Below are 15,540 nucleotides of genomic sequence, written 5' to 3' on the forward strand. Positions count from 1 at the left end.
GCAACACCGATGTCCCACGCAGAACCCATCACCCGCATCCACGAAGTCGTCGCGCTGCAGGCGCAACAGCGGCCCGACGCCATCTGCCTGTACGAAGAGGGCGGCGGCACGCTGACCTACGCCCAACTGTGGCAACGCGTGCAGGCCGTCGCCGGCTGGCTGCGCGACCAGGGCGTGCAACCCGGCCACCGGGTGCTGATGGTGGGGGAAAACTGCACGGCGATGATTGCGGCACTGTTCGGATGCGGCCTGGCGGGCGCCTGGCCGGTGGGCGTGAACGCCCGCCTGTCCGCACGCGAAGTCGACAACATCCGCCAGCATGCGCAGCCCGAACTGCTGCTCTACACCACGGACGTCTCGTCCGCAGCGGCCGCGCATGCCGTGGCGGCCGGCGCGCAAGACGCTGATCCTGCCGTCTGGGGGCCCGGCGTGCAGGCCGCGCGGGCCGCGACGCCCACCCAGGCGGAAGCCGGTGAGCTGGCGGCCGAAGTGGCCACCGTGATCTATACCTCCGGCACCACGGGCGCACCCAAGGGCGTGATGGTGCCGCATCGCGGCCTGCTGCACTTTGCGCGCGTATCCGCAGCGTCCCGCCGGCTGACGCCTCACGACATCGGCTATGCGGCGCTACCCATGTCGCACATCTTCGGCATTGCCACGGTGCTGATGGCCACCGTGCATGCGGGCGCCAGCCTGGTGCTGCGCAGCCGCTTCGACGCCGAAGACGCGTTCAAGGCGCTGGCGCACCCGGGCGTCAGCATCCTGCAGGGCGTGCCCACCATGTTCAGCCGCATGATGGCCGTGGCGCCGCCGCGCGCCGACCTGCGCGCGCCCGCGCTGCGCTACCTGTACACCGGCGGCGCGGCGCTCGACCCCACGCTCAAGCGCGACGCCGAACGCTATTTCGGGGTGCCGATGCACCATGGCTACGGCATCACCGAATACGCGGGGTCGATGTTCATCACACGCATCGACGCCCCGCGCGCAGACTGCTCGGCGGGCTATGCGGTGGAAGGCGTGGAAATGCGCATTGGCAGCCCCGACAGCGGCACCCCCGCCCACGGCGAACGCGGCGACATCCTGATCCGCGGCCCGGGCGTCATGCTGGGCTACTACCGCAGCCCCGAACAGACGGCGCAGGCGCTTCTGCCCGGCGGCTGGCTCAACACGGGCGACATCGGCTTCGTGGACGACAGCGGCGCGCTGTTCATCGCCGGCCGCTCCAAGGACCTGATCATCCGGTCCGGCTTCAACGTGTATCCCATCGAAGTCGAATCGGTGATCAACGCGTTCCCCGGCGTGCGGCTATCCGCCGTGGTGGGACGCAACACGGCCGACCAGAACGAGGAAGTCATCGCCTTCGTCGAACCCCTGCCCGGCGCCACGATCGACGCCAACCTGCTGATGCTGCATCTGCGCGCGCAACTGGCGCCCTACAAACGGCCCGCACGGATCATCCCCATCGAGACCATTCCCACGACCGTCAGCGGAAAAATCCTGAAGCAGCCGCTGAAAGAAAGGCTGGCGTAGGCGCGGACCCGCTGTTCCGCTCCACGACCGGCCACTTATACACAAGGAGACAACAGCGTGAACATCAAGACCCTCTTCGCCGCAGCCACCGCCGTGGCGGCGCTTGCCACGGCGACGTCCGCCCAGGCGGACGGCTACCCCGAACGCCCCATCCGCCTGCTGGTGGGCTACGCCCCTGGCGGCCCCGTCGACACCACGGCCCGCGTCTTCGCCAAATACCTGGGCGACAAGCTGGGCCAGACCGTCGTGGTGGAAAACCGCGCCGGCGCCAGCGGCATGATCGCGTCCGACGCCACTGCCAAGGCCACGCCCGACGGCTACATGCTGGGTTTTGCCGCCAGCCCCACCCTGACCATGTCGCCGCTGGTCCAGCGCAGCACGCTGTTCGACCCACGCAAAGATTTCTCACTGATCGGGCTGGTGGTCGACTACGCCAATGTGCTGCTGATCGGCCCGCAGATTCCGGCCAAGAACGTGGGCGAACTCGTCGGCTACGCGCGCGCGCATCCCGATGCCGTGTCGTTCGGGTCCGCCGGCATCGGCGCATCCAACCACCTGTCGGCCGAGCTGCTGAAAAAGCAGGCCGACGCGTCGATGCTGCACGTACCGTACCGCGGCAACTCGCCAGCCATGATGGATGTGATCAGCGGCAAGGTGACCTTCATGTTCGACATCACCAGCACCGCCATCCCCTTCATCAAGAGCGGCAAGGCCCGCGCGCTGGCCGTCACGTCCAAGACCCGCAACCCCGAACTGCCCGACGTGCCGACGATGATCGAAGCGGGCATGAAGGACTACGAAGTGGTGGGTTGGTACGCGCTGGTCGGCCCCAAGAAGCTGCCCGAGGCCGTCTCGGCTCGCCTGACCCGCGCGCTGGACGACGTATCCAAAGACCCCGCCTTCCGCCAGGCCATGACCGAAGGCGGCTACACCATCAACGCCGGCGATTCGAAGGCGTTGCAATCCCGTATCGACCGCGAGTACGCCTTGTGGTCGGACGTCATCCAAAGCGCCAACATCCAGGCGAACTGACCCCACCCGGAGCCCCAGATGCCTCCTCCGCTTGCGCTACAAGCCCAGACCCGCTTGCCGATCATCGGCGCCCCCATGTTCCTGGTCTCTGGGCCGGAGCTGGTCGTGGCGCAATGCGCGGCGGGGATCATCGGCACGTTCCCCTCGCTGAACGCCCGTCCGCAGGAACAACTGCACGAGTGGATCAGCCGCATCGAGGAAGGCCTGGCCGCCAAGCGCCAGGCCGACCCCGGCGCGCGCGTCGCGCCGTATGGCGTGAACCTGATCGTCCATCCCAGCAATCCGCGCTGGCAGGGCGACCTGGCCATCTGCGCCGAACGGCGCGTGCCCCTCATCATCACGTCGCTGCATGCGCCGGAAGCCGTGGTGCAGGCCGTGCACCCTTACGGTGGGCTGGTCTACCACGACGTCACCAACGTACGCCACGCCAAGCGTGCGCTGGAGGCGGGCGTCGACGGCCTGATCCTCGTGGCCGCCGGCGCAGGCGGCCATGCGGGCCAGATCAACCCCATTGCGCTGGTCAACGAGATCCGCGCGTTCTATGACGGCCCGCTGGCACTGTCGGGCTGCATCAGCCACGGCAAGGACATCCTGGCGGCCCAGGTCCTGGGTTGCGACTTCGCCTACATGGGCACGCGCTTCATCGCCACGCAGGAGTCACTGGCTGGCGAGGCCTATCGCGAAATGGTGTTGCAGGCGCAGGCGGCCGACGTGACCTACACCCCGTACTTCTCCGGCGTGCCGGCCAACTACCTTTCCGCCAGCATCCAGGCCGCGGGGCTGGATCCCCTGGCACTGGCCCGACAAGGCGATGCGCCACCCGCCAACCTGGACAAGAATTCCCGGCCCAAAGCCTGGAAGGACGTCTGGAGCGCGGGCCAGGGCGTGGGCGCCGCGCAAGAGATCCTGCCCATCGCCACGCTGGTGGATCAGCTGGAAGTGGAATACCGCAGCGCCCGCAACGCCTTGCTGGCCGCGTGAAACGCCAAGCCGGCGGGCCTGAACCCAGGCCCGCCAGCGTCGGCCGCGAAGATCGCTGTTGCCCTATTCCAGCTTGATGTTCGCGGTCTTGATCAGGTCGCGCCACTTCACGATCTCGTCGCGGACGAATTCGCCGAACTGCTCGGGCGTGCCGGGCTTGGGCTCGGCGCCGGCCGCGATCATGCCCTTGGCGGTGGCAGGGTCCGACAGCACTTTCACCATATCGGCGTTCATGCGCTTCACGATGTCCGGTGGCGTGCCCTTGGGCGCCATCACGCCGCTCCAGGAATAGGCCTCGTAGCCCGGCAAACCGGATTCGGCGATGGTGGGCACATCCGGCAACATGCTCGATCGCGTGGGGTTGCCCACGCCAAGCGCGCGCACCTTGCCGCCCTTCAAGTGCGGCACGGCGGACGGCCCGTCCGCGAACATTACCTGCACCTGCCCGCCCAGCAGGTCCTGCATGGCCGGCGCGCTGCCGCGATACGGGATGTGCTGGATCCGCACCCCGGCCATCGCATTGAAGAGTTCGCCCGCCAGATGCGTGCCGCCGCCGGTGCCAGACGAGCTGAACGAGAGCTTGCCCGGATGCTCTTTGGCGTAGGCGATCAGTTCGCTCACCGTGTTCACGGGCAGGGACGCGTTCACCACCAGCACGATGGGAAACACCGCCGCCATGCCGACCGGCACGAAGTCGCGGCTGATGTCGTAGCTGAGGTTGTCGCGCAGGCTGGGCAGCACCGCGTGATGGATGGACGCGAAGAAGAAGTTGTAGCCGTCGGGCTCGGCCTTGGCCGCGAACTGCGCACCGACGATCCCGCCCGCGCCCGACTTGTTGTCCACCACGGTAGGCACCGACCACAACTGTCCAAGCGGTTGCGTGGTGAAACGCGCGGTCGTGTCCACCGGACCGCCGGCGGGAAAAGGCACGATGAAGGTCACGGCGTGCCCGGGCCACGTGGCGGCGCGGGCGGTGGCCGGGAACAAGGTGGGCACGATGGCGGCGGCGCAAGCGGCGCCCAGCCCCGCGACGACGCGGCGGCGTTGAGGATCAATCACTGCAGTCTCCTGAGTCTTGGTGTTATTCACGGTCAAGCTTCAAGAACTGCTGCCCGCCGCTCTTATTTATTATTTTCCGAGCGCGGGCATTGGCCGCTACACATTTTCAAAAGCCCCTCTTTCGCACGGGATGGAAAGTTCGGTAAGCGGACACAATCTGCGCCTGCGCGACGCGTGGATACGACACCTGGCCTAGGGAAAACGGTGCGGGGGCCATCCGGCCCCCGCTGCGCTTCGTTCATTGCCCGCGCGCGGCGCGCTGCACGTGTTCGATGAAGCACTCGGCGAAGCTGGGCAGGTCGCGGCCGCGCTGGCGGCACAGCAGGCGGTCGCGCAGCGCCCAGGGGTCTTCCAGTTTCAGCACATGCAGCGCGTCGGGGCGGCTGTAGCGCGCGGCGCAGGCGCGCGGCACGACCGCGATGCCCGCGCCGGCCTCCACCATGCGGCACACCGCTTCGAAACTGCCCACGTGCACGCGTTGGCAGATGCGCTTGCCCAGGCCGCTGGCGATGTCCTCCAGGAAGGTCTGGATGGCGCTGTCGGGATGGATGCCGACGAATTGGTAGGCGTCGACCAAGTCTGCGAAATGCGCGGATTTCGAGGCCGCCAGCGGATGCTCCAGCGACGTCACCACGGTAAGTTCATCGCGGAACAAGGGCGTGACGTCCAGCCCTTCCACGTCGATGTTGCCGGCCACCAGCCCAAGGTCTCCGGCGCCTGCGCGGATCGCGATGACGATGTCCCCGGATATCTTCTCTTCAAGCTCCACGTCCACGTCGGGGTTTTCCGCCAGGAACGTGGACAGCGCGTCGGCCAGAAACGAATTGGTGGCCGTGGTGTTAGCCAGCAACCTCAAGCGTCCCTTTAATCCGCTGGCATAGGGTTGCAGGTCGGCGTTCAGGCATTCCAGCTGCCGGAAGACGGCGTTGGCGTGCTTGAGCAGCACCTCGCCCGCCGGCGTCAGCGCAACCCCTGTGGCCAGGCGCACCAGCAACCGCGCCTTGAAGGCCTCTTCCATGTGCTTGACCCGCGCGCTTGCCGCCGGCAAGGACAGGAAGGTGCGTTCCGCAGCCCGGGTCAGATTGAGTGTTTCCCCTACGTTCAGAAACAAACGCAGGTCAGTCAAATCATGTCTCATGTTCCACCACGCAGAAGGGGGGCATTTCTAATTTTGAATTCTTCGAATGCCGGGTCGAATCTACCATGCACCAGGGCCTGTTAACACTAGCAGGCTCCGATCCCGCGAACCCTACCGGTTGATGCGGAACTGTTTTCCACAGGCGGCGCATGCGCCGCAGTACAGGAGTCAGAGGCAATGAGCGGCATGGTTTCCGGAAAGGTAGTGGTCGTCACGGGCGCGGGTGGCGGCATCGGGCGCAGCATTGCGCTGGCGATGGCGCAGGCGGGCGCCAAGGTGGTCGTGAACGACATCGGCGTGTCGCTGACAGGCGAAGGTGGCGCGGAAGGCCCGGCGCAAGCGGTGGTGAAAGAAATCGTCTCGGCCGGCGGACAGGCTGTGGCCAACACCGACAGCGTGGCCGCCTACGACAGCGCGAGCCGCGTGGTGCAGACCGCCATCGACGCGTTCGGCCGCATCGACGCCGTGATCAACAACGCGGGCAATCTGCGCGACCGCGTTTTCCACAAGATGAGCGAAGAGGAATGGCGCCAGGTGATCGACGTGCACCTGAACGGCTCGTTCTTCATGAGCCGCGCCGCGGCCCCCTATTTCCGCGAACAGGAATCGGGCGCCTTCGTGCACATGACGTCCACCTCCGGCCTGATCGGCAACTTCGGCCAGGCGAACTACGCGGCTGCCAAGCTCGGCATCGTGGCCCTGTCCAAATCCATCGCGCTGGACATGGCGCGCTACAACGTGCGCTCGAACTGCATCGCGCCCTTTGCCTGGAGCCGCATGACGAGTTCCATCCCGGCAGAAACAGACGAAGAGAAGGCCCGCGTCGAAAAGTTGAAGAAGATGGAAGCCGGCAAGGTGGCGCCAATGGCCGTCTACCTGGCCAGCGACGCGGCCAGCGAAATCACCGCGCAGATCTTTGCCGTGCGCGCCAACGAGATCATGCTGATGAGCCAGCCGCGACCCTTGCGCACCGTGCACAACAGCGAAGGCTGGACGCCGGAACGCATTGCTGAAATCGCCGTGCCCGCCATGCGCAAGCACTTCTACGCGTTGGAGCGTTCGCCCGACGTGATCGACTGGGATCCCATCTGAGACCGCCATGCCCCTGGATTACGCGACCGTAAAGAACTGGCGTTTTGACGAGGTGCGTCAGCGCTACGAGCAGAAAGACACCATGCTGTATGCGCTGGGCATCGGCCTGGGCCAGGACCCCGAAGACCCCGGCCAGCTGCGCTACGTGTACGAAAAGGACTTGCAGGCCTTCCCCACGATGAGCGTGGTGCTGGGCTACCCCGGCTTCTGGGTGCAAGACCCGCGCGCCGGCATCGACTGGGTGAAGGTGGTGCACGGCGAGCAGCGCCTGACCGTGCACGCGCCATTGCCGACATCGGGCGTGGTCATCGGAAAAAGCCGCAACACGCATGTGATCGACAAGGGCGCGGACAAGGGCGCCATCGTCATCACCGAGCGCACCTTGCACGACGAAAGCGGCGCCTGCCTGGCCACCTTGCGGCAAAGCACGTTCTGCCGCGGCGACGGCGGCTTCGGCCAGGGCGACGACAGCCCCGAAGCCCTGCCCGCCGTGCCCGGCGGCAAACCGGACCTACAGTGCGAACTGCGCGTTCCGCCCAGCGCCGCGCTGCTGTACCGTTTGAACGCCGACCGCAATCCGCTGCATGCCGACCCCGACGTCGCGCATCAGGCGGGTTATCCACGGCCGATCCTGCACGGCCTGTGCTCGTATGGCGTGGCGGCGCACGCCATCGTCAAGAGCTGCTGCGATTACGACGCGTCGCGGCTGACCAGCCTGAACACGCGGTTCTCGGCACCCGTATATCCCGGCGAGACCCTGCAATGCGACATCTGGCGCATGCCTGACGGACAGCTCCGCTTTCAGGTGCGGTCGCGCGAACGCGATCTTGTGGTCATGAGCCACGGCACCGCGACGGTGCAATCATGACGCGCCCGCCCGCGCTTGACGGCATCCGCGTGCTGGACTTGTCGCGCATCCTGGCCGGCCCCTGGTGCACGCAGAACCTGGCCGACCTGGGCGCCGACGTCATCAAGATAGAACGCCCCCATGTCGGCGACGACACGCGCGCCTGGGGTCCGCCGTATCTGAAGGACGGCGACGGCCGGGACACCAGCGAATCCGCCTACTACCTCAGCGCCAACCGCAACAAGCGTTCGGTCGAAGCCGACATGGCCACGCCCGAAGGCGCAGCGCTGATCCGCGAACTGGCCGCGGCAAGCGACATCCTGGTCGAGAACTTCAAGGTGGGCGGCCTGGCCAAGTACGGCCTGGACTACGACAGCCTGAAGGCCATCAATCCGCGCCTGATCTACTGCTCGGTCACGGGCTTCGGCCAGGACGGCCCGTTTGCCCAACGCCCCGGCTACGACTTCATGATCCAGGGCATGGGCGGGCTGATGAGCATCACCGGTGAACGCGATGACCTGCCCGGCGGCGGCCCGCAAAAGGCGGGCGTGGCGGTGACGGACATCGTCACCGGCATGTACGCCACGGTCGCGATCCTGGCGGCCTTGCAGGAGCGCCATCGCAGCGGCCTGGGGCAGCATCTGGACATCGCCCTGCTGGACAGCCATGTGGCGCTGCTGGCCAATCAGAACTCCAACTACTTCAACTCCGGTGTCGCGCCCACGCGCGCCGGCAACGCGCATCAGAACGTGGTGCCCTATCAGGTGTTCGCCGCCAGCGACGGCCACCTGATCGTGGCCACCGGCAATGAATCGCAGTACCGCGCGTATTGCCGCGCGATCGGCGCGCCGGAACTGGGCGACGACCCGCGCTTTGCCACCAACCGGCTGCGCGTCACCAACCGCGAAACGTTGATCGGCATCCTGACGGCGATCATGCTGGAAGGCCGCCGCGACGACTGGATCGCCAAGCTGGAAGCGGTGGGGGTGCCGTGCGGCCCCATCAACAACATCGCGCAGGCGTTCGCGCATCCGCAGGCGCAGGCCCGGCAGTTGCGGCGAGACCTGCCGCATCCGGCCGGCGGCACGGCGCCCGTCACCGCCAGCCCGCTGCGGTTTTCGGCGTCGCCCGTCGTGTATCGGCGCGCGCCGCCCATGCTGGGCGAGCACACCGAGGAAGTGCTGCGCGACGTGCTGGGCAAGTCGGCCGACGCCATCGCGGCGTTCAAGAAATGCAACGCGGGCCCGTAGGATGGGTGGAGCGCGAGAGGCCAGGGACAAAAACGCCGGTCTGGCGTGCGCGAAACCCATCAAGCAGCAATGAACGCTTAGCCGTTTTGAGCACAACGCAACCGCCGCTTGACGGGTTGCGCGCGAAACATACCGGGCTTCTTGCCCTCCAGCCTCTCGCGCTCCACCCATCCTACCCACCCCTAACCGCGAAAAAACGGCCGCTGATTCAGCGGCCGTTTTCATGTCACGCGTAGCTTACGCCACCGCAACCGGGATCTTGCCGATCTTGGCCTGCCATTCCTTCGGGCCGGTCGTGTGGACCGAGGTGCCCTGGGCGTCCACCGCCACGGTCACCGGCATGTCCTTCACGTCGAACTCGTAGATGGCTTCCATGCCCAGGTCAGCAAAGCCCAGCACCTTGGCGCCGCGGATAGCCTTGGACACCAGGTAGGCAGCGCCGCCGACGGCCATCAGGTAGGCCGAGCCGTGCTTCTTGATCGCCTCGATGGCGACCGGGCCGCGTTCGGACTTGCCGATCATGGAGATCAGGCCGGTCTTCTCCAGCATCATGTCGGTGAACTTGTCCATGCGCGTGGCGGTCGTGGGGCCGGCGGGGCCGACCACTTCGTCGCCCACCGGATCCACCGGGCCCACGTAATAGATCACGCGGTTGGTGAAGTCCACGGGCAGCGGTTCGCCGCGGGCCAGCATGTCCTGGATGCGCTTGTGCGCGGCATCGCGGCCGGTCAACATCTTGCCCGACAGCAGCAGCGTCTGGCCCGGCTTCCAGCTGGCGACTTCTTCCTTCGTCAGCGTGTTCAGGTCGACTTGCTTGGACTTGTTGTAGTCGGGGGCCCAGTGCACTTCCGGCCATTCCGACAGCGACGGCGGATCCAGGCGAGCGGGGCCCGAGCCGTCCAGTTCGAAGTGCGCGTGGCGCGTGGCGGCGCAGTTCGGGATCATCGCGACGGGCTTGGAAGCCGCGTGCGTCGGGAAGGTGCTGATCTTGACGTCCAGCACTGTGGTCAGGCCGCCCAGGCCCTGTGCGCCGATACCCAGCGCGTTGACCTTTTCGTACAGTTCGATGCGCAGCTCTTCCAGCTTGTTCTGCGGGCCGCGGGCCAGCAGTTCGTACATGTCGATGTCTTCCATCAACGACTGCTTGGCCATCAGCATGGCTTTTTCGGCGGTGCCGCCGACGCCGATGCCCAGCATGCCCGGGGGGCACCAGCCGGCGCCCATCGTCGGAACGGTTTTCAGCACCCAGTCCACCAGCGAATCGCTGGGATTCAACATGGCGAACTTGGTCTTGTTTTCTGAACCGCCGCCCTTCGAAGCGATTTGCACGTCGACCTTGTCGCCCTGGACAAGTTCGACGTGCAGGATACAGGGCGTGTTGTCGCGCGTGTTCTTGCGCGCGAACAGCGGATCGTCCAGCACCGAGGCGCGCAGCGGATTGTCCGGGTTCAGGTAGCCGCGGCGCACGCCTTCGTCACAGAGTTCCTGCAGGGTGCGCTTGGTGTCAAAGCGCACGCTCATGCCGATCTTCAGGAAGACGTTGACGATGCCGGTGTCCTGGCACAGCGGGCGCTTGCCTTCGGCGCACATGCGCGAATTGGTCAGGATCTGCGCCATCGCGTCGCGCGCGGCGGGGCTTTCCTCGCGCTCGTAGGCGCGCGCCAAGTGGCGGATGTAGTCGACGGGGTGGTAATAGCTGATGAACTGGATGCCATCGGCTATCGACTGGATCAAGTCTTCTTCTTTAATGATGACGGACATGGCGATTTACGAGCTTGGAAAAAACATGAAAACGCGACCGGCCTAATTGGCCAGCCGCAGTGGAGAAAAGATATCTTTTGCCGCCGGGCCGCCCCAAGGCAAAAGACGCCCCCTCGGGGGGCAGCAAGCGAGCGCAGCGAGTGCGGCGTGGGGGCTCACTTACTTTGCCAGACGGGCTTGCGCTTCTCGGCGAAAGCGGTGGCGCCTTCCTTGGCGTCGGCGGACGAGAAAATGTGCGCGATCAGCGGACGCTGGCGGTCGAACATGCCTTCCTGCTCCCAGTCGCCGGACTGCGAAACGATGCTCTTGGCGGTCTGCACGGCCAACGGGCCGTTCTCGACGATGGCGCGCGCCAGTTCCAGCGCGCCGGCCAGCGCGCCGCCCGGTTCAGTCAGACGGTTGACCAGGCCGAACGAGTAGGCGCGCTCGGCGCTCAGCATTTCGCCTGTCAGGATCACTTCCATGGCGATGTGGTACGGCAGGCGGCGCGGCAGGCGCAGCATGCCGCCGGCGCCGGCCACCAGGCCGCGCTTGACCTCCGGCAGGCCGAACTTGGCGTTGCTGGCGGCCACGATCAGGTCGGAGGCCAGGGCCATTTCACAACCGCCGGCCAGCGCGTAACCTTCGACGGCCGCAATCAGCGGTTTCTTGGGCGGCTTTTCGTTCAAGCCGGCAAAACCACGGCCTTCCACGTAGGGGCGCTGGCCCGATTTGGCAAATGCCTTCAAGTCCATGCCCGACGAGAACGTGCCGCCGCCACCCGTCAGGATGCCGATGCGGATGTCGTCGCGGCTGTCCAGCTGGTCCAGCGCGGCGGCCATGGCTTGGGCGGTTTCCAGGTTGATGGCGTTCTTGGCTTCCGGGCGGTTGATCGTGATGATCTGGATGCCGTCGGTAACTTCCACCGTGATCAGGTCTGACATGGGACTGCTCCTTCCAGGAATTCTCGGAATCCCGGGGTGTCGTCGGGTTCCGGGTTTTATATAAGACTTGAGGCTCAACCTGGAATCATACGATCATTGGTTTGCGGGCGCAGCCGACGCGGGCCAGGGCGTCCGCCAGCAGCACACCCGCGGGGCGCCCGCCACACCCCGGGCGCCCCCTCGGCCACATCCCCGCTTGCCCGGAAGGCGTCCAAAAGACGTAGATGTAACTGCCCGACGGCCATCGGGAAACAGGACAGGCCCGGGCCAGTTAAAATGCCGGGTTTCCCACGCCCAAGGCAAGCCTTGCCCGGCGAGTCGAATTCCAAGAATCCTATGCTCACCTTTCAGCAAATCATCCTTACGCTCCAGGAATACTGGGACAAGCAGGGTTGCGCCCTGCTGCAACCCTACGACATGGAAGTCGGCGCCGGTACTTCGCATACGGCCACATTCCTGCGCGCGATCGGCCCGGAGCCGTGGCGCGCGGCGTATGTGCAGCCTTCGCGCCGCCCCAAGGATGGCCGCTACGGCGAGAACCCCAACCGCCTGCAGCACTATTACCAATATCAGGTCGTGCTGAAGCCGGCGCCCCCGGAAATCCTGGACCTCTACATCGGTTCGCTGAAGGCGCTGGGCATCGACCCGACGCAGCACGACATCCGCTTCGTCGAAGACGACTGGGAAAACCCGACGCTGGGCGCCTGGGGCCTGGGCTGGGAAGTCTGGCTGAACGGCATGGAAGTCACGCAGTTCACCTATTTCCAGCAAGTGGGCGGCCTGGACTGCACGCCGACCACGGGTGAAATCACCTACGGCCTGGAACGCCTGGCCATGTACCTGCAGGACGTGCAAAGCGTGTACGACCTGGTCTGGACCGAAGGCGCCAACGGCAACCGCGTGCTGTACCGCGACGTGTTCCACCAGAACGAGGTGGAGCAATCCACCTACAACTTCGAACACTCGTCGGCCGACATGCTGTTCGCGCACTTCAATGACTACGAAACCGAAGCCAAGCGCCTGATGGACGTGCCGCTGGCGCTGCCGGCCTACGAGGCCGCGCTGAAAGCCGCGCACACCTTCAACATGCTGGACGCGCGGGGCGCGATCAGCGTGACCGAGCGCGCGGCCTACATTGGCCGCATCCGCAACCTGTCGCGCGCCGTCGCCCAGGCTTACTACGATTCCCGCGAACGACTGGGCTTTCCCATGCTGGCCCGCACCAAGGCCGCCGGGGAGGCTGCATAAATGACGACGAACATCCGCCCGCTACTGGTCGAACTGCTGACCGAAGAACTGCCGCCCAAGGCCCTGCAAAAGCTGGGCCAGGCTTATGCCGAGGGCGTGCGCGCCACGCTCGCGCGTCACGGCCTCTTGGCTGACGACTGCGCCGTGACCGCGTATTCCACGCCGCGCCGCCTGGCCGTGCACCTGTCCGCCGTGCTGACGCAGGCGCCCGACCAGCCCTACGCCGAAAAGCTGATGCCGGTGAAGATCGGCCTGACCGAAGACGGCCGCGCCACCCCGGCGCTGCAAAAGAAGCTGGCCGCCAAGGGCCTGGAAAACATCGACCTGTCCACGCTGGACCGCGAATCCGATGGCAAGCAGGACTACCTGGTTGCCCGCGGCACCGCCCCCGGCGCGCAACTGGCCGCGGGTTTGCAGGAAGGCTTGGACACAGCGCTGAACAACTTGCCGATCCCCAAGGTCATGCGTTACCAGCTGGCCGATGGCGTCACGTCCGTCAAGTTCGTGCGCCCCGCGCACGGTCTCGTCGCCCTGTTCGGCGCCGACGTGGTGCCGGTGTCCGCGCTGGGCCTTACCGCGGGCCGTGACACCCTGGGCCACCGTTTCATGAGCACGGGCCCGGTGTCGTTCGCCGATGCAGACTCCTACGCCGCCACCCTGGCAGAAAAGGGCCGCGTCGTGGCGTCCTTCGAGGGCCGCCGCGACGAGATCCAGCGTCAGTTGCTGGACCATGCCGGCCGCCTGTCGGCCACCCTGGGCGATGACCCGGAAGTGGCTGCGCTGCTGGACGAAGTGACGGCGCTGGTCGAACACCCCACCGTCTACGTGGGCCAGTTCGAAGAGCAGTTCCTGCAAGTGCCGCAGGAATGCCTGATCCTGACCATGCGGCTGAACCAGAAGTACTTCCCGCTGTTCGACCCGGCCACCGGCCGCCTGACGCACCGCTTCCTGATCGTGAGCAACATGCACACGGACAATCCGGTGAACATCGTCGAAGGCAACCAGCGCGTGGTGCGCCCGCGCCTGGCCGATGCGCAGTTCTTCTTCGAAACCGACCGCAAGACGCCGCTTGCCGCGCGCGTCGAACAACTGGGCTCGATCGTCTATCACAACAAGCTGGGCACCCAGCTTGAACGCGTCGAACGCGTGCGCGCCATCGCCCGCGGCGTGGCCGGCCAACTGGGCGGCGACGTATCGGCCGCCGACCGGGCCGCCATGCTGGCCAAGGCCGACCTGGGTTCGAACATGGTGGGCGAATTCCCTGAACTGCAAGGCATCATGGGCGCGTACTACGCCGCCGGCGATGGCGAGCCCGCCAGCGTCGTCGAGGCGCTGCGCACGCAGTACCGCAACCGCTACGACACGCCGGTCACCCAAGACACGCTGACCGCCGCCACGCTCTTCATCGCCGAACGCGTGGAAACGCTGGTCGGCATCTGGGCCATCGGCCTGGCGCCCACGGGCGAACGCGACCCCTTCGGCCTGCGCCGCGCCGCGCTGGGCCTGATCAGCGCCTTCGAACAACTGGCCGCCGGCGGCTGGCTGAAGATCAGCGAAGACGGCCCGCTGTCTCTCGACGGCCTGCTGGACTTGGCCGCGGGCACGTTCCCCGCCGGCAAGATCCCGGCCGACACGCTGGCTGAAGTCCGCACCTTCATCTACGAGCGCTACCGCAACCAGTTGATCAACGACTTCGACCGCAATGCGGTAGAGGCCGTGATCGCGCTGACGCCGCCGCTGCACCAGGTGGCCGAGCGCGTGCGCGCCGCCGCCGCCTTCGCGCAACTGCCCGCAGCCGCCAGCCTGGCCGCCGCCAATAAACGCATCGGCAACCTGCTGAAGAAGGCCGAAGGCGACATCGGCGCGGTCAACGACGCCGCACTGGTGGAACCCGCCGAAAAGGCCCTGGCTGCCGCGGTCGCCGCCCTGCGTCCGCAGGCCGAGGCGCAACTGGCCGCCGGCGACTTCGCCGGCAGCCTGTCCACGCTGGCCCAGGCCCGTGAACCGGTGGACGCATTCTTTGCCGACGTCATGGTCATGGCCGAAGACCCGGCCGTGCGCGCCAACCGGCTGGCTCTCTTGAGCCAGCTGCATGGCCTGATGAATCAGGTGGCAGACATTTCCAGGCTGGCACAGTGAAACTGATCATCCTCGACCGCGACGGCGTCATCAATCAGGACAGCGATGCGTTCGTCAAGAATCCCGACGAATGGATCGCCCTGCCGGGCAGCCTGCAAGCGATCGCCCGGCTGACGCAGGCGGATTGGAAGGTGGTGGTCGCCACCAACCAGTCCGGCCTGGCGCGCGGCCTGTTCGACATGGACACGCTGACCGCCATCCATACCAAGATGCGGCGCGAGCTGGCCGCAGTCGGCGGCAGCATCGATGCCGTGTTCCTGTGCCCGCACGGTCCGGATGACAACTGCACCTGCCGCAAGCCGCGCCCCGGCATGTTCGAACAGATCGGCCATCGCTACGACATCGACCTGGCCGGCGTGCCGGCCGTGGGCGATTCGCTGCGTGACTTGCAGGCATCCTCGTCCGTCGGCTGCTCGCCCTGGCTGGTGCAGACCGGCAACGGCAAGAAGACGCTGGCCAAGGGCGGCCTGCCCGACAACACGCGCGTATGCGAAGACCTGTCGGCCGTAGCCGACGCCCTGCTTCAGGACAATTGATTCG

Annotated in this window: 13 protein-coding genes; 9 read left to right on the forward strand and 4 right to left on the reverse strand. The window is 66.4% G+C overall.

Annotation, left to right across the window (positions count from 1 at the left end; translation table 11 throughout):
- The first annotated feature begins 9 nt into the window (after positions 1-9).
- From AC27VE_RS01640 to AC27VE_RS01650, 3 genes are read left to right on the forward strand one after another with little or no spacing between them, the layout of a single operon-like run.
- Positions 10-1,530, forward strand: coding sequence for a class I adenylate-forming enzyme family protein (locus tag AC27VE_RS01640; protein WP_488702882.1), 1,521 nt, complete (start codon positions 10-12; stop codon positions 1,528-1,530).
- Positions 1,531-1,587: 57 nt separating this feature from the next.
- On the forward strand, positions 1,588-2,562 hold the full coding sequence (locus AC27VE_RS01645) for a Bug family tripartite tricarboxylate transporter substrate binding protein (RefSeq protein ID WP_488702883.1): 975 nt from the start codon (positions 1,588-1,590) through the stop codon (positions 2,560-2,562).
- An 18-nt stretch (positions 2,563-2,580) separates the two neighbouring features.
- A complete protein-coding gene (locus tag AC27VE_RS01650) occupies positions 2,581-3,543 on the forward strand; it encodes an NAD(P)H-dependent flavin oxidoreductase (RefSeq protein ID WP_488702884.1) in 963 nt (320 codons plus the stop codon).
- Positions 3,544-3,606: 63 nt separating this feature from the next.
- Here the strand turns inward: AC27VE_RS01650 and AC27VE_RS01655 are convergent, their stop codons facing one another.
- On the reverse strand, positions 3,607-4,602 hold the full coding sequence (locus AC27VE_RS01655; RefSeq protein ID WP_488702885.1) for a Bug family tripartite tricarboxylate transporter substrate binding protein: 996 nt from the start codon (positions 4,600-4,602) through the stop codon (positions 3,607-3,609).
- A 238-nt stretch (positions 4,603-4,840) separates the two neighbouring features.
- On the reverse strand, positions 4,841-5,740 hold the full coding sequence (locus tag AC27VE_RS01660) for a LysR family transcriptional regulator (RefSeq protein WP_006226345.1): 900 nt from the start codon (positions 5,738-5,740) through the stop codon (positions 4,841-4,843).
- A gap of 177 nt (positions 5,741-5,917) precedes the next feature.
- On the opposite strand from AC27VE_RS01660, the gene AC27VE_RS01665 reads away from it, so the two are divergent.
- Genes AC27VE_RS01665 through AC27VE_RS01675 form a run of 3 tightly spaced genes read left to right on the forward strand, consistent with a single transcriptional unit; the run spans position 5,918 to position 8,929 of the window.
- Positions 5,918-6,832 carry an SDR family NAD(P)-dependent oxidoreductase gene (locus tag AC27VE_RS01665; protein WP_280028976.1) on the forward strand — a complete coding sequence of 305 codons (915 nt, stop codon included), beginning with the start codon at positions 5,918-5,920 and terminating at the stop codon, positions 6,830-6,832.
- 7 nt (positions 6,833-6,839) lie between these two features.
- Positions 6,840-7,700: a MaoC/PaaZ C-terminal domain-containing protein gene (locus AC27VE_RS01670; RefSeq protein ID WP_488702886.1), complete on the forward strand. Its 861-nt coding sequence runs from the start codon at positions 6,840-6,842 to the stop codon at positions 7,698-7,700.
- Entirely contained in the window at positions 7,697-8,929 is a 1,233-nt protein-coding gene (locus AC27VE_RS01675; protein WP_424626328.1) for a CaiB/BaiF CoA transferase family protein, read from the forward strand. Before AC27VE_RS01670 ends, AC27VE_RS01675 begins: the two co-directional genes overlap by 4 nt.
- Before the next feature lie 237 nt (positions 8,930-9,166).
- Here AC27VE_RS01675 and AC27VE_RS01680 read toward each other — a convergent pair whose 3' ends face one another.
- Both AC27VE_RS01680 and AC27VE_RS01685 read right to left on the reverse strand, forming a co-directional pair.
- Positions 9,167-10,690 (reverse strand): fumarate hydratase, encoded by a 1,524-nt coding sequence (locus tag AC27VE_RS01680; protein WP_280028981.1) that lies wholly within the window; start codon positions 10,688-10,690, stop codon positions 9,167-9,169.
- Positions 10,691-10,845: 155 nt separating this feature from the next.
- On the reverse strand, positions 10,846-11,613 hold the full coding sequence (locus AC27VE_RS01685; RefSeq protein ID WP_280028982.1) for a crotonase/enoyl-CoA hydratase family protein: 768 nt from the start codon (positions 11,611-11,613) through the stop codon (positions 10,846-10,848).
- Positions 11,614-11,949: 336 nt separating this feature from the next.
- Between AC27VE_RS01685 and glyQ the strand changes: the two genes are divergently transcribed.
- The 3 genes from glyQ to gmhB are packed head-to-tail and all read left to right on the forward strand — an operon-like array spanning position 11,950 to position 15,536.
- A complete protein-coding gene (gene glyQ, locus AC27VE_RS01690) occupies positions 11,950-12,861 on the forward strand; it encodes a glycine--tRNA ligase subunit alpha (protein ID WP_006226339.1) in 912 nt (303 codons plus the stop codon).
- Positions 12,862-15,000 carry a glycine--tRNA ligase subunit beta gene (glyS, locus tag AC27VE_RS01695; protein ID WP_488702887.1) on the forward strand — a complete coding sequence of 713 codons (2,139 nt, stop codon included), beginning with the start codon at positions 12,862-12,864 and terminating at the stop codon, positions 14,998-15,000.
- Positions 14,997-15,536 (forward strand): D-glycero-beta-D-manno-heptose 1,7-bisphosphate 7-phosphatase, encoded by a 540-nt coding sequence (gene gmhB / locus AC27VE_RS01700; protein ID WP_427962449.1) that lies wholly within the window; start codon positions 14,997-14,999, stop codon positions 15,534-15,536. The genes glyS and gmhB overlap by 4 nt, the downstream gene beginning before the upstream one ends.
- Positions 15,537-15,540: the final 4 nt, after the last annotated feature.

It is taken from the genome of Achromobacter sp. 18P8.1.1 (assembly GCF_057799415.1).